Below are 13,788 nucleotides of genomic sequence, written 5' to 3'. Positions count from 1 at the left end.
GGCCGGCCGACCGAGCCACGGCCATAACCTACGATGGTTGTCACTTTGCACAAATCATATTAAAATCAGCTCTGACCTTGTCAACTATGGGAATCGACGACGTAACGCTTCCACGGCTGACCGAAGCATATCGCAACCGGTACTACGACAAGGGCCACTGGCGCGACGAGACGCTCGTCGACCTGTTCGACGAGGCCGTCGCCGAGCGGCCGGAGTCGACGATCGTCGGCCCGAACCGCACGGTTACGTACCGCGAACTGGAAGACGAGGTCCGACGGGTCAGCGCCGCGCTCCAGGAACTCGGCATCGAGGCCGGCGATGTCGTCTCGTACCAGCTCCCGAACTGGGTGGAGTCGTGTGTCGTGCACCTCGCCGTCGCCAACGTCGGGGCGGTCGCCAATCCCATCATCCCGATCTATCGGGAGAGCGAAGTCTCGTACATCCTCGGCGACTCCGACGCGAAGTGCGTCGTGGTTCCCGCGGAGTACCGGGGATTCGACTACCCCGAGATGATCGCCGAACTGGCTCCCGACCTCCCCGCGCTGGAGACGGTCGTCACCGTCGGCGGGGAAGCGGACGGCCACGAGTCCGTCGACACGAGGACCTACGACGACATGGCCGCGACGAGCGCGGAGGGCTACGACCGCCCCGAGATGGGTGCCGACGACATCCACGCGCTCCTGTACACGAGCGGGACGACCGGCGACCCAAAGGGCGTCCTCCACACGCACAACACGACGCTGTTCGAGTTGCGCAAGACGGTCGAGATACTTGGGCTGTCCCACGAGACGACCGTGTTCATGCCGTCACCGGTGACGCACGTGACGGGGATGCTGTACGCGCTGGAGTTGCCGTACACGCACGGCATGGACCTCGTGTTGATGGACGAGTGGGACGCCGCCGAAGCGGTCGACCTCGTGGAGACACACGACTGCAACATGACCGTCGGCGCGACGCCGTTCCTGCAGGGGATGTGCGACGAGGTCCCGGACGACTGGAGTTCCCCGCTTCGCTTCTTCGGGTGTGGCGGTGCCGAGGTCCCGCCGGACCTGGTCAGACGGGCGACCGACCGGCTCGACTGCACCGTCCAGCGGGTCTACGGGTCGACGGAGTTCCCGACGGCCACCTGGTCGCCCCTGGACGCCCCGCTTGAGAAGGCCGCGGAGACGGACGGGCTCCCGGCCCCCGAGGTGAGCGTCGAAATCGTCGACATCGAGACGGGCGAACGGCTGCCCCCCGGTGAGAAGGGCGAACTCGTCGCCCACGGCCCCGAACTCATGGTCGGGTACCTCGGTGACGAACTCAACGAGGCGGCCTTCGACGGAGAGTGGTTCGAGACCGGCGACCTGGCTATCCTGGACGAGGACGGCTACGTCGAGATCGCCGGCCGGAAGAAAGACATCATCATCCGCGGCGGCGAGAACATCCCGGTCAAAGACGTCGAGGACCGCCTCTACGAACACCCCGCGATCGAGGAGGTCGCCATCGTCGCCATGCCGGACCCCGAGATGCAGGAGAAGGGGTGTGCGTACGTGAAGGTCAAAGAGGGGCACGAGTTCACCCTCGAGGACATGACCGAGTACCTCGACCAGGAGGGGATCGCGAAACAGAAGTACCCCGAGCGGCTCGAGATCGTCGACGAACTCCCGATGACGGCGAGCGGAAAGATCCAGAAGAACGTTCTCAGGGATCGGATCGCCGACGAACTCGGGATGGAGCCCGTGACGCGGTGAGCAGGGCGACGCCGGGCGATTCCGGAATCGGCTGACGGTCGGCGGACGATCCGGTGGTCGGGGCGGGGTTTTTCATTTCCGGGTGCGGTATACGCGCTATGACCGGGAACAGTCACTCGGCAGTCACGGAGACGACCATCGAGGCGAACGGGCTGACCTTCGACGCCGTCCGCGCCGGCGACGGCGACCCCCTCGTCGTCCTGTTACACGGCTTCCCGGACGACGCTGGCTCGATGGCCGGGCTGACGGCCGCGCTCGGCCGCGAGGGATACACGGCGGTTGCGCCCGCACTGCGCGGGTACGGGACGCCCGAGAACGAGTCGATCCCGGACGAGGAGTACCACGTCGCCCACGTCGTCCGCGACGTGCTGGAGATCGTCGACGAACTCGGCTTCGAGACGGCGACACTCGTCGGCCACGACACGGGCGCGATCACGGCCTACTTCGCGGCGAAGTTCGCCCCGGACGTCTTCACGCGGATCGTCACGATGGCCGTCCCCCCGTTGTTCTGGCAGCACGTCGCCGACCACCCACAGCAGCTCTTCCGGAGCTGGTACATCGCGTTCTTCCAGCTCCCGGGACTGCCGGAGGCGGCGCTGCGAGCGGACGACTTCGCGCTGATCGAGCGCATCTGGCGCGACTGGAGCCCCGGCTGGGAGTTCCCGGAGGATCGGCTCGAGTCGGTGAAGTCGACGTTCCGGACGCCCGGGACCGTCGAGGCGGCGCTGTCGTACTACCGGCACATGTTCCGACCCGTGTCCGAGATCGACGCGTTCCGGCAGGACGATCGGCTCTCACCGACGGACGCCATCGAAGTCCCCGCGCTCGTACTCGGCGGCGAGACCGACGGCTGCGTCGGCCCGGAGATGTTTCGGGACATCGGCCGGGCGTTCGCGGGCGAGTGGGAACGGGAGATCGTCTCCGACGCCGGGCACTTCATGCATCACGAACGCGCCGACCGCATCGAGTCGCTCGTCGTCGACTTCCTGCGCCGGACCGAGGCCTGATTCCGGAGCGCCGGAGGGTAGTCCTGCGGTCGGTGCCGTCCCGCGACGGCGAGGGAGGGGGTGGGCGAAGATTGAAGTCGCTCGTGGCTGTCGGCCACGTATGGACGACCGAACAGCGATCGTCACCGGCGCAGCATCGGGTATCGGACGGGCGACTGCGGTGCAGCTCGCGGAGCGGGGCGCAACGGTCGTCGCGACTGATATCGACGCCGACGGGGTGCGAGAGACCGCCGACGAACTGGCCGACGCGGGCGCCGAGACCGCGTCCTACGAACTGAACGTCGCCGACGGCGACCGCTTCGACGAGGTCGTCGACGACGTGACGGAGCAGTTCGGTGGCGTCGACGTGCTCGTCAACAACGCCGGCGTCCTCCGGCTGTCGCGGTTCGAGGAGACGGCGGAGGCGGATTTCGACCTCCAGCTCGAGGTGAACCTCAAGGGGGTCTGGAACGGCTGTCAGGCCGTCGTGCCCGAAATGATGCGAAGCGGCGGGGGTTCGATCGTCAACACGGCCTCCGTCGACGGGATCACCGGGTCGCCGTTCCACGCGCCGTACGGCGCGGCCAAGGCCGCCGTTATCAACCTCACGCGGACGCTGGCGGTCGAACTGGGCGGTGACGGCATCCGCGTCAACGCGGTCTGTCCGGGGTTCGTGGCGACACCGCCCGTGGAACACCACATCGAGTCCCAGGACGACCCGGAGGAAAAGCGAGCGGCGATGGCGTCCGAAAACGCCCTCGGACGCCTGTCCGATCCGGCCGAGATCGCCGAGTGCATCGTCTTTCTCGCCAGCGAGCGGGCGTCGTTCGTCACCGGCGAGGACTTCGTCGTCGACGCCGGCTACCGACACGCACACGAGACGCACTTCCGACCGTAGTCGCGCGGGCATCGCCGCCGCCGAGTCGTCGACGGTGTTCCGTCGTCCGTCGCCCCGCGGCGACCGCGCGTCGCGGGCGATCGACGGGTGCTGCCGTGCTCCGGCGCCAAGCGTTTAATAGGGAGCGCGGGATGTGCGACCGTATGGAGTACGACGAGATATCCGTCGAGTCATCGGACCGAGGCGTGACCATAGTCCTCGACAGACCCGAAAAGAAGAACGCGCTGACGGGGACCACGTTCGCCGAGATCGGCGACGCGGTGGAGACGGCCGTCGCCGACGGTGACACGGGCGTCGTGACGATCCGCGGTGCCGGCGGGGACTTCTCCGCGGGCGTGGACCTGAACAACGTCCCCGGGTGGATCGACCAGAAGCCCCTCGAGGTCCGCGAGCAACTCGAGGAGATTCACGAGGTGCTCGATCTCCTCGAAACGGTGGACGTCCCCGTCGTCGCAGCCCTCGAGGGGTACGTCCTCGGTGGCGCGCTCGAACTGGCGATCAGCTGTGACCTCCGCGTCGCGACGCGCGACGCGACGTTCGGCCTCCCGGAGTCGAAACTCGGCCTGGCGATAAACTACGGCGGTGCCCAGAAACTGCCGGGACTGATCGGTGAGGGGATGACGAAGCGGTTGATCATGACCGGCGAGAACATCGACGCCGGCCGTGCACACGAGATCGGACTGGTCGAGGAACTCGTCGACGGGGACGAACTCGACGACGCGGTGACGCGCCTCGAACGGACGCTCGCCGAGAAACCCCGGTACGTCCACGGGTTCGCCAAGCGACAGGTCCGCTCCGTCAGACCGCCGACCGTCGAGGAGGGCATGCAACAGGCGATCCATCACGCGATCGCCGCCTATCAGGAAGAGGAGACCCAGCAGCGGTCGCTGGAGGCCCTCGACGAGTAACCGGGGGACGACTCGGGCATGGGGTCTCGGCCGCCAGTCGCCCGGTACGACGGGGCCGGAGCGATCGCTCAGGCCGCTTGCCGAAGTATCGCACGCGCCGGTGAATTCGCCCTGCAGCCGTGTCCTACCAATCTTTTTGTACCACAGGGTCGTTGCACCTGACGCAATGCTTGTCGTACACGCGACCTTCCCGATAGACTCCGATAGCCGCGACCGCGCGCTCGACCTCGCGCACGAACTCGTCGAGAGTTCGCGGGAGGAACCGGGCGTCATCTCGTACAACGCCGCGACGGACGTGGAAGACCCGAACGTGCTCCACTTCATCGAGGGGTACGAGGACGAAGCCGCGTTCGGCGAACACGCACAGAGCGAGCACTTCCGGGAGTTCGAGTCGACCCTCCCGGACCTGCTGGCCGGCGAACCCACAGTGACGCGGTTCGACGTCGACGAAGTCACCGACGTCGACCTGTAAGACCGGTCTCACGGCGACGGGCGGCGACGGGAGGCGGTCGACCCCCGCGGTAGCGGCGCGTCCGTCGCCGCGAACCCGATCCGCAGTCGAATCGGGGCAAAAGTTTCTGTACGTCGCAACCATGGGTCCCCCCATGGACCGACTCCCGCTGTCGAACTCCGCGTTCGAGGGCGACAACAACGCGTACCTCTTCGACACGACCGAGACGGTGCTCGTCGACACCGGTGACTGGATGGAGACGACCCGCGAACAGCTCGAAAGACACCTCGCCGAAAGGGGTCTCGCTTTCGAGGACATCGACAGGATCATCCTGACACACTGGCACCCCGACCACACCGGACTCGCGGGCGAAATCCAGGCGGCCGGTGGCGCGACGGTGCACGTCCACGCCGACGACGCACGACTCGTCGAAGGCGACGAGACCGCCTGGGCGGAGATGCACGACCGCCAGGAGCGGTACTTCGAGGCGTGGGCCATGCCAGAGGAGAAACGGGCGGTCCTCCGGGAGATAATGGCCGGCCCCGAGATCGGTGGCCGAGCGCCGGACGTCGAAACCTTCGAGGACGGCGACGTGTTCTCGATCGGCGACGTCGACCTCGAAATCGCCCACACCTCCGGCCACGCCGACGGCCTCTGTCTCGTCGAGTTCGACAGCGAACGGGGGCGGGAGGTCCTCTCCGGCGATACACTGCTCCCGGTCTACACCCCCAACGTCGGTGGTGCTGACATCCGCGTCGACCGACCGCTGGTAAAGTACCTCGACGCGCTTCACGGCATCGTCGCGGCCGACTACGCCCGCGCGTGGCCGGGGCACCGAGATCCCATCGACGACCCCGCCGGCCGCGCGTCCGAAATCGTCCACCACCACGAGGAACGCGCCTGGCGCGTCCTCGACACGCTCCGTCGTCTCGGTCCCTGCACCGTCTGGGAGGTCTCCGCGGAGCTGTTCGGCGAACTGGACGGGATACACATCCTGCACGGGCCCGGGGAGGCCTACGCACACCTCGATCACTTACAACGGGAGGGAGCGGTCGTCGCTGACGGGACGACCTACCGCCTCGCTGAAGGGGTCGCGGACGAACTGGCCTCGTTGTCAGGGGAGCACTGGGATCTCTCGGCGTAATTCGACGGTTGGCGGGCGCCCGACTGGTCCACGGGCCCACTCAGAGCCGCGGCATCTCGCGGATCGCGTTCTCGACGTCGTCAGGGCCCGGAACGACCGCGTCGACGAGGTCGGGCGAGAACGGAATCGGCGTGTCGTCGACGCCGAGGACCTCGACGGGCGCTTCGAGGTGGTAGAACGCTTCCTCCTCGATGACGCGCGCGATGTAGGACGCGGGTCCGTTCTGGATCAGTGACTCGTCGGCGACGACGACGCGCCCGGTCTTCTTGGCGCTCTCGACCAGGGTCTCGGTGTCGAGGGGCTTGAGCGTCCGCGGGCTGACGACCTCGACGCTGATGTCACCCTCGAGGGAGTCCGCGACGTCGAGGGCGTGGTGCAACATCATCTGGGTGGCGACGACGGTCACGTCCTCGCCCGGCCGCTCGACCGCGGCCTCACCGAGCGGGACGGTGTAGGACTCCTCGGGGACCTCCCCCTCGCGGTTGTACAGCCCCATGTGCTCGAAAAAGAGGACGGGGTCGTCGGCCCGGATCGCGCTCTTGAGCAGGCCCTTCGCGTCGTAGGGCGTGCTCGCGACCACGACGCGAACGCCGGCCATCTGCATGAACAGCCCGTGAAGGCTCTTCGAGTGTTGCGGACCGGCGTTGAACGTCGGCCCGCCGTTCAGCGTCCGGATGGTCAGCGGGACGGACGTGTCCCCGCCGAACATGTACTGGAACAGGCCGGCCTGGTTGAGTATCTGGTCGACCGCCAGCCCGATGAAATCCGCGTACATGATCTCGGCGATCGGGCGCGACCCGGTGAGTGCCGCGCCGGCGCTGCTCCCGACGATAGCGCTCTCGCTGATCGGGGTGTCGATAACCCGCTCGCCGCCGAACTCGTCGTAGAGGCCACGCGTGACCGCGAACGTCCCGCCCGCCTCCGCCACGTCCTCGCCGATGAGGTACGCGGATTCGTCGCGGGCAAGTTCCTCGTGGAGCGCATCGTTGATCGCCGCTCGCATCGACTCCTCGCCCATCTAGATCTCCTCCGTGTAGACACCCTCGAAGGCAGACGCTGGGTCCGGGCTGTCGCTGTCTCGTGCGAACTCGACCGCCTCGTCGATCCGCTCTTCGGCGTCGTCGTACATCGCCTCGACGTCGCTCTCGTCGAGTTCGTCGCTCTCGACGAGCGACGCCGCGAGGGTGTCGACCGGGTCGCGCTCCTTCCACTCATCCAGTTCCCCGTCCGGACGGTAGTCCATCTGGTCGCCCTCGTAGTGACCGCGGTACCGGTAGGTCTCACAGATGAGCAGCGACGGCCCGCCGTCGTCCCTGGCCCGGTCGACGGCGTCGGAGACCGCCTCGTACACGTCGTCGACCGCCATGCCATCGACGCGTTCGGCCGGCATGTCGTAGACGTCACCGCGGGCCTCGAACCCCTCCACGTGGTGTTGCTCCTCGGCGGGCGTCATCTCGCCGTACCCGTTGTCCTCACAGATGAAGACCACCGGGAGGTCCATGACGCCGGCGAGGTTCATCGCCTCGTGGACCGTCCCCTGGGCCATGGCGCCCTCGCCGAAAAACGAGAGACAGACGCCGTCGGAGTCGGCGTTGCGGATCGAGAGCCCCGCGCCGACGGCCAGCGGCTGTCCCGCCCCGACGATGCCGTTCGCACCGAGCATCCCGCGGTCGACGTCGGCAATGTGCATGCTCCCGCTTTTCCCGCCGCAGTAGCCCGTCTCCTTGCCGAACAGTTCGGCCATCATCCGATCCGGGTCGAGCCCCTTTGCGATGGCGTGTCCGTGCCCGCGGTGTGTGCTCGTGATGTAATCGTCGTCCGTGATCGCCGAGCACGCACCGACAGCCACTGCCTCCTGCCCGAGACAGAGGTGGACGAAGCCGGGGAGTTCGTTGTCCGAGAAAAGCGACTGGACGCGAGACTCGAACTCCCGGATGAGAATCATCTCTCGCAGTTGCTCGGCTAATCGGTCGGCGTGCCTGTCGGCTGCCTCTGACATGAGTTGATACCCTCTTTCCACGTTCAAAAAGTTATGTGTGTCTGTGGCCGGCACCGGAAACGCCGGGTGAACGTTTTTCATACCCCGGTATCAATTGTCCATCGTTCAGATGGTCCAAGCAATTCGGATGCCGATGATGGGCAACACGATGGAGAGCGGTCACCTCGTCGAGTGGCAGGTGGCCGAGGGGGACGCCGTCGAGGCGGACGACGAACTCGTGCTCGTGGAGTCGGAGAAGGCGTCGAACGAGATCGTCGCCGAGCAGGACGGCGTCCTCGCACGGGTCGACGTCACGGCGGGCGAGGAAGTCCCGCCCGGGACGGTGCTGGGAATCGTCGCCGGCCCCGACGAGAGCCTCGACGACGCCCCGGCCCCACGGAGTCGTATCGAACCGGACTCCGCAGACGAGTCGCCAGACACGGACACCGACGCAGGAACGGACGGAGAGGCGGCTACAGAGGCCGCAGCCGACACCGACGATGGCGGGGCGGGCGCGGAATCCGCGACAGCCGGCGGAGACGCCCCCGACGCGAGTGGTGACGAAACCGACGGCGAGGCCGTGCCGACGGCCGACGGCCACGCGTTCGCGAGCCCGTCGACCCGGCGGTTGGCACGGGAACACGGCGTCTCGATCCGCGAGGTCTCCGGAACTGGAATCGGGTCCAGAGTGACCGACTCCGACGTCCGGGCGGCCAGCGGGGAGACCGACCGTCCGGGAGCGACCGGTGTCGAGGCGCCCGACGCGACGGGCGGGCGGCGGGAGGCGCGCGACCCGGGGACGCTCGGCGTGACGATCGAGCGGGAGCAGGAACTCTCGTCGATGCGGCGGACGATCGCGGACCGGATGAGCCGGTCCTCGCGGGACGCTCCGCACGTGACCAACAAGCGGGAGGTCGCCATCGGGGACGCGCTGGCGGCGGCCGACGACCTGGCCGACGAACTGGACGCCCCGATCGGGTTCACGGACGTACTCGTCGCAGCGGTCGTCCGGGCGCTCGACCGACACCCGGAGTTCAACGCGTGGTTCGAGGGGGGGCGCCTCCGGTTCGTCGCCGAACGCAACGTCGCCGTCGCCGTGGATACCGACGCCGGACTGGTCACGCCGGTCATTCGCGAGGCGGCGGGCCGCTCGCTCGCCGGCATCGCGACCGAGCGGCGTCGGCTCACCGATACGGTCCTCGAGGGGAACTACACGATGGACGACCTCAGCGGCGGCACGTTCACCATCACGAACCTGGGGATGTTCGGCGTGGACTCATTCGACCCCATCATCAACCCACCACAGGTGTCGATCCTCGGCGTCGGTCGGATTCGGGACGATGACGAGGGAAAGCAGTGCACGCTGTCACTCTCGTTCGACCATCGGGCCGTCGACGGCGCCGACGCCGCGCGGTTCCTCGACACGATCGCGGAAGGGCTCGCGGCGCCGAGCGTGCTGGCCGCGGAACGGGCTCGACTCGGCGCCGACGCCGCCGGTTCGTCCCGATTGGCCGCCGGGCGGAGCGCCGAGGCACCGGACGGTGTCGGCGCTGCCATAGCCAGCGACATCCGCGAGCGGGCGCTCGAGATTGCGACCACACACGACTGGCCGGTCCCGGAGTTCGAGGTCGACCTGCGCGGTGATCGGCCCGCCGTCGCGGTCACCGCCCCGGATACCGCCTCGCCGGCGACGATGAAACGGCTGACCTACGCCGCCTGCAGGGAGTCGTCGTACGCCGGGACGATCACGGAGCTCCACGACCCGGCGCTCACCGTCGACTGCGGATAGCGCCGACACCAGCTCACCGGCGGCGTCGCTCACGGGGGTCGTCGCAGTGGCCGTGTGCCGGCGCGACGCCGAGAACACTTACAACGACGGCCCCGAACACTCGGGTATGCACTCGCTCACCGCAGAACAGGAACTGCTCGTGTCGTCGCTGGAGGAGATGGCGGAATCGGAGTTCGCCGCGGACGCGTTCACCTGGGCGGGCGAGCCCCCCTGGCCGAACGTGCAGCGACTGGCGGATCGCGGCTTTCTCGGCATCAATATCGACGAGGAGTACGGTGGCGGTGGGATGGGCGAACTCGAGGCGATCCTCGCCATCGAGGCGGTTGGCCGGGTCTGCCCCGACACCGCCGAGTTCCTCTACAACCAGCAGCTTGTCGCCCCGCGCGCCATCGAGATGTACGGGACGGAGGCGGCCAAGGACCGGTATCTCCCGCCGGTCACGGCCGGCGAGGACAGCATCGCCGTCGCCATCTCCGAGCCGGAGGCAGGGTCGGACGTCGCCTCGATGCGGACGAGCGTCAGGGAGGACGATGGTGAACTCCGCATCGACGGCGAGAAGACGTGGGTCAGCAACGTTCCACACTCGAGCGCCGCGCTGGTCTGGGCGCGCTTCCCGGAGGGGCTGGGATCGGTGATCGTCGAGTTCGACTGGGACGGTGTCGAGATCGACCAGCACTACACGAACATGGCCGGCCACACGCAAACGCAGTTCCGGCTGAACGACGTCCGCCTCCCGGAGCGAAACGTCGTCACGCGGGGCGAGGACGGCTTCAAGAAGCAACTGCAGGCACTGAACTGGGAACGCCTCGGCAGCGCGACGCTCGCGAACGCCTTCGGCCGCTGTGCGCTCGACAAGGCGCTGGCCTACGCCGAGCAGCGCGAGCAGTTCGGCCAGCCGATCGGCGAGTTCCAGGGGATCGAGTGGAAGCTCGCGGACGCGCTGAAACGGCTCGAAGCCTCGCGCGCGCTCACACACCGGGCCGCGGTCGCCGCGGCGGACCGGGGCCGGGTCCCCGACCGCCTCGACGCCGCGATCGCCAAGCTGTTCGCCTCCGAGACGGTCGAACGCGTCGTCAGCGAGTGCCTCCAGATTCACGGCGCGAACGGCTACCAGCAGGGACACCCCCTCGAGTACCTCTACCGGCTCGCGCGGGGTCGTCGCCTCGCGGCCGGGACCGACGAAATTCAGCGAAACCAGATCGCGGACGCGCTCAAACGTGACGGCCTCCCGGACCTGGCATGACCGCGACGCCCGCCGGCACACGGGGCGCGAACAGGGAGGCCTCGACGGGGCGGACGGCCGCCCCCGCGACCACCGACATCGGCCACATCTTTACAATCACGGCGACGTATCCCACCGGACATGGACACCCATTCATCGGCGCTGAAACCGGACGGACTCACCACACCGAACCGCAGACCGGACGAGCAGGCGGCGGCGACGTGAACGGAGGTGTCGAGCAGGAATGCCGACTGAGACCGTAAACGGCGTAGAGCTGTACTACGAGGCCGACGGAGACGGGACGCCGATCGTCTTTCTCCACGGCGTCATGATGGGGAGCCGGTTTTTCACCGAGCAACAGTCCGGGCTGGCCGACGCGCATCGACCGATCGTCCTCGATTTCCGAGGCCACGGTCGGTCGGAGAAGACCGAATCCGGACACACGCTCCCGACGTACGCCGCGGACGTCGAGGCGTTTCTCGAAGCGCGGGGACTGAACGACGTCGTTCTCGTCGGCTGGTCGATGGGCGCGCTCGTCGGGTGGGAGTACGTCGACCGGTTCGGGACCGACCGCCTCCGCGGATTCGTCGTCGTCGAGCAGCAACCGGCCGACCTCGAACGCGAGGGGTACGACCACGGGTCGTTCGATTTCGAGGGGTTGGCCGAACTGCTCGAACTGACCCAGACCGACCCACACGAGATCGCCGACCTGTACATCGACCGGATGCTGAAACACCCGCCGGACGCCGGTCGCAGACGGCACCTGTTCGACGAGATCGCTCGCGTTCCCCCTGGCGTGAAAACCGCGATCCTGTTCGACCAGTCGGTCCGTGACTACCGGGACGTCCTGGACCGGGTCGACGTCCCCACGCTGGTCTGTCTCGGGGAATCCGAAGCCGTACTGACCGTTGAGAGCGTCGAATACGTCGCCGAACACACCCCGGACGCCGAACTCGAACGGTTCCCCGAGAGCGACCACTGCCCGTTTTTGGAACAACCGGACCGGTTCAACGGCGCGCTCGACGCGTTCGTCCGGTCGCTCGAGTAGAACGCGGCGGTATCGGCTCGCCACAAGGTTTATATTGTCCGTCTCGGAAATTCACCTGCTCGGGCGTCAGTCGTCAGTACAGACGACACCATCGTTAACCACGTCTCGTCCGGGCACCACACAGGTCTGTCGAAACGCGGGCGGGCGTCCCTCGCGAGAGGTTGCCAGCACTCCCACGCCTGCCCGGTTTTCGACGCGAACGGAACCGGCGTTCGTGTCTTCGACCGCAGGCGTTCCCTGCAGGCGGTTCTCGCGCGGCATCGGCGCGCCGCCGGTTATGGAAAACCTAACCGACAGTCGTGGGTCCCTCGTGAGCAATCGGGCGATAGGCGCCAGGCAGGCGATCACAGTCTCGTTGCGACGGTCGGTCGACGACTGGTGATCGCGCTCACGGCACTGCCGGCGGCCTGCGATCGAAAACGAGCGAACGGTCCCGGCGAACCCCGGGAGTTTTGTGGATACCCGGGCAACGAACACGTGGTCACCGTGCCGAAATCGACTATGCACGCAATCAGTTCGACGGCAACACGCCGATCCACACGAGGGGCACTATGACTGCCGACGGAGACGACTACCTGAATCGAATCGTCGACGAAGCGTCGCTCTCGACGTACCTTGAGGAGCACCTCGGGCCGGTCGACGACTACGGGATCCGACACCACCAGGAGGGACACTCCAACGAGACGCTGTTCGTCACCTGGGGCGACCGGGAGCTCGTCCTGCGGCGTCCGCCGCCCGGCGAGACGGCCGATACCGCCCACGACGTCCTCCGGGAACACCACGTGACGGACGCGCTACAGGGGACCGACGTCCGGGTCCCGAAGACGGTGCTCGCCTGCGACGACCACGACGTCCTCGGCTGTGACTTCTACCTGATGGAGCGAGCGGCGGGCGACGTGGTCCGCGAGAGCGAGCCGGAGCGGTTCGCGACGCCCGGGCGACGCGAGCGGATCGGCGAGGAACTCGTCGACCGCCTCGCCGAGATCCACCGGGTCGACACCGAAGCCGTCGGCCTGGACGATATCGGGCACCCCGAGGGGTACACGGAGCGACAGGTGCGTCGCTGGCACGAGCAGTTGGAGTGGGCGTTCGAGGTCACGGCCGAGGAGCGGACGGTCCCGACGATCGCCGCGGTCGGTGACTGGCTCGACGACAACGTCCCCGACTCGCACCCGAAGACGCTGGTCCACGGGGACTACAAGCTCGACAACGTGATGTTCGCGCCGGCGGACGACCCCGAGATCGTCGCCATCTTCGACTGGGAGCTGAGCACGCGCGGCGACCCGCGGTTCGATCTCGGGTGGCTGCTCACGTACTGGCGGGACGCGGCCGACCCCGAGCCGGCGATCCCGGAGCTCGTGACGCGCATCCCCGAGCGGGAGGGCTACATGACTCGCGGCGAGCTCGTCGACCGGTACGAGACGGTCGCCGGCATCGACTTCGACCACGGCCGATTCTACCGAGCGCTGGCCGTGTACAAACTGGCTGCGCTCTGTGAGATGTTCTTCCGGCGCCACCTCGAGGGCAACGCCGACGACCCGATGTACCCGAAGATGCGCGACCGAGTGCCCGCCATCGCGGACTGGGCCCAGCGCATCATCGACGGTGAGGAACCGCTCTGAGGGCGTCGC

General features: G+C 67.6%; 12 protein-coding genes. 10 read left to right on the top strand and 2 right to left on the bottom strand.

Going from position 1 to position 13,788, the window contains the following annotated elements:
- The first annotated feature begins 86 nt into the window (after nt 1-86).
- The 6 genes from MUG96_RS08270 (at nt 87) to MUG96_RS08245 (ending at nt 6,120) form a co-directional block, all read left to right on the top strand.
- Nucleotides 87-1,733 carry an AMP-binding protein gene (locus MUG96_RS08270; RefSeq protein WP_246988258.1) on the top strand — a complete coding sequence of 549 codons (1,647 nt, stop codon included), beginning with the start codon at nt 87-89 and terminating at the stop codon, nt 1,731-1,733.
- A gap of 98 nt (nt 1,734-1,831) precedes the next feature.
- Entirely contained in the window at nt 1,832-2,740 is a 909-nt protein-coding gene (locus MUG96_RS08265; RefSeq protein WP_246988256.1) for an alpha/beta fold hydrolase, read from the top strand.
- Between the two features lie 100 nt (nt 2,741-2,840).
- Entirely contained in the window at nt 2,841-3,617 is a 777-nt protein-coding gene (locus MUG96_RS08260) for an SDR family NAD(P)-dependent oxidoreductase (RefSeq protein WP_246988254.1), read from the top strand.
- A 143-nt stretch (nt 3,618-3,760) separates the two neighbouring features.
- Nucleotides 3,761-4,525 (top strand): enoyl-CoA hydratase/isomerase family protein, encoded by a 765-nt coding sequence (locus MUG96_RS08255; RefSeq protein ID WP_246988252.1) that lies wholly within the window; start codon nt 3,761-3,763, stop codon nt 4,523-4,525.
- 166 nt (nt 4,526-4,691) lie between these two features.
- Nucleotides 4,692-4,997, top strand: a complete 306-nt coding sequence (locus MUG96_RS08250; protein ID WP_246988250.1) for a putative quinol monooxygenase — start codon at nt 4,692-4,694, stop codon at nt 4,995-4,997.
- A 133-nt stretch (nt 4,998-5,130) separates the two neighbouring features.
- A complete protein-coding gene (locus MUG96_RS08245; RefSeq protein ID WP_246988248.1) occupies nt 5,131-6,120 on the top strand; it encodes an MBL fold metallo-hydrolase in 990 nt (329 codons plus the stop codon).
- A gap of 40 nt (nt 6,121-6,160) precedes the next feature.
- On the opposite strand, the gene MUG96_RS08240 is transcribed toward MUG96_RS08245, so the two are convergent.
- Nucleotides 6,161-7,138, bottom strand: coding sequence for an alpha-ketoacid dehydrogenase subunit beta (locus MUG96_RS08240; protein ID WP_246988246.1), 978 nt, complete (start codon nt 7,136-7,138; stop codon nt 6,161-6,163).
- The gene (locus MUG96_RS08235) at nt 7,139-8,119 is read right to left on the bottom strand and encodes a thiamine pyrophosphate-dependent dehydrogenase E1 component subunit alpha (protein ID WP_246988244.1); all 981 of its coding nucleotides are present in this window, start codon (nt 8,117-8,119) and stop codon (nt 7,139-7,141) included. It lies immediately after the preceding gene.
- Nucleotides 8,120-8,228: 109 nt separating this feature from the next.
- Between MUG96_RS08235 and MUG96_RS08230 the strand changes: the two genes are divergently transcribed.
- The 4 genes from MUG96_RS08230 to MUG96_RS08215 all read left to right on the top strand — a co-directional run bounded on the left by MUG96_RS08230 (nt 8,229) and on the right by MUG96_RS08215 (nt 13,779).
- Nucleotides 8,229-9,887 (top strand): dihydrolipoamide acetyltransferase family protein, encoded by a 1,659-nt coding sequence (locus MUG96_RS08230; protein ID WP_246988241.1) that lies wholly within the window; start codon nt 8,229-8,231, stop codon nt 9,885-9,887.
- Between the two features lie 106 nt (nt 9,888-9,993).
- Nucleotides 9,994-11,130, top strand: a complete 1,137-nt coding sequence (locus MUG96_RS08225) for an acyl-CoA dehydrogenase family protein (protein WP_246988238.1) — start codon at nt 9,994-9,996, stop codon at nt 11,128-11,130.
- A 223-nt stretch (nt 11,131-11,353) separates the two neighbouring features.
- Entirely contained in the window at nt 11,354-12,157 is an 804-nt protein-coding gene (locus MUG96_RS08220) for an alpha/beta fold hydrolase (protein ID WP_246988236.1), read from the top strand.
- Between the two features lie 551 nt (nt 12,158-12,708).
- Entirely contained in the window at nt 12,709-13,779 is a 1,071-nt protein-coding gene (locus MUG96_RS08215; protein WP_246988234.1) for a phosphotransferase family protein, read from the top strand.
- Nucleotides 13,780-13,788 lie beyond the last annotated feature (9 nt).

Source organism: Halorientalis marina (assembly GCF_023028345.1).
In the GTDB taxonomy this organism is placed as follows: domain Archaea; phylum Halobacteriota; class Halobacteria; order Halobacteriales; family Haloarculaceae; genus Halorientalis; species Halorientalis marina.
Note: the sequence above shows the minus strand (reverse complement) of the source record. Positions and strands in the feature narration are given on the sequence as shown.

Coding starts and splice junctions, on each gene's coding strand:
- MUG96_RS08270 (WP_246988258.1), top strand. CDS start 87: ATGGGAATCGACGACGTAACGCTTCCACGGCTGACCGAAGCATATCGC.
- MUG96_RS08265 (WP_246988256.1), top strand. CDS start 1,832: ATGACCGGGAACAGTCACTCGGCAGTCACGGAGACGACCATCGAGGCG.
- MUG96_RS08260 (WP_246988254.1), top strand. CDS start 2,841: ATGGACGACCGAACAGCGATCGTCACCGGCGCAGCATCGGGTATCGGA.
- MUG96_RS08255 (WP_246988252.1), top strand. CDS start 3,761: ATGGAGTACGACGAGATATCCGTCGAGTCATCGGACCGAGGCGTGACC.
- MUG96_RS08250 (WP_246988250.1), top strand. CDS start 4,692: ATGCTTGTCGTACACGCGACCTTCCCGATAGACTCCGATAGCCGCGAC.
- MUG96_RS08245 (WP_246988248.1), top strand. CDS start 5,131: ATGGACCGACTCCCGCTGTCGAACTCCGCGTTCGAGGGCGACAACAAC.
- MUG96_RS08240 (WP_246988246.1), bottom strand. CDS start 7,138: ATGGGCGAGGAGTCGATGCGAGCGGCGATCAACGATGCGCTCCACGAG.
- MUG96_RS08235 (WP_246988244.1), bottom strand. CDS start 8,119: ATGTCAGAGGCAGCCGACAGGCACGCCGACCGATTAGCCGAGCAACTG.
- MUG96_RS08230 (WP_246988241.1), top strand. CDS start 8,229: ATGGTCCAAGCAATTCGGATGCCGATGATGGGCAACACGATGGAGAGC.
- MUG96_RS08225 (WP_246988238.1), top strand. CDS start 9,994: ATGCACTCGCTCACCGCAGAACAGGAACTGCTCGTGTCGTCGCTGGAG.
- MUG96_RS08220 (WP_246988236.1), top strand. CDS start 11,354: ATGCCGACTGAGACCGTAAACGGCGTAGAGCTGTACTACGAGGCCGAC.
- MUG96_RS08215 (WP_246988234.1), top strand. CDS start 12,709: ATGACTGCCGACGGAGACGACTACCTGAATCGAATCGTCGACGAAGCG.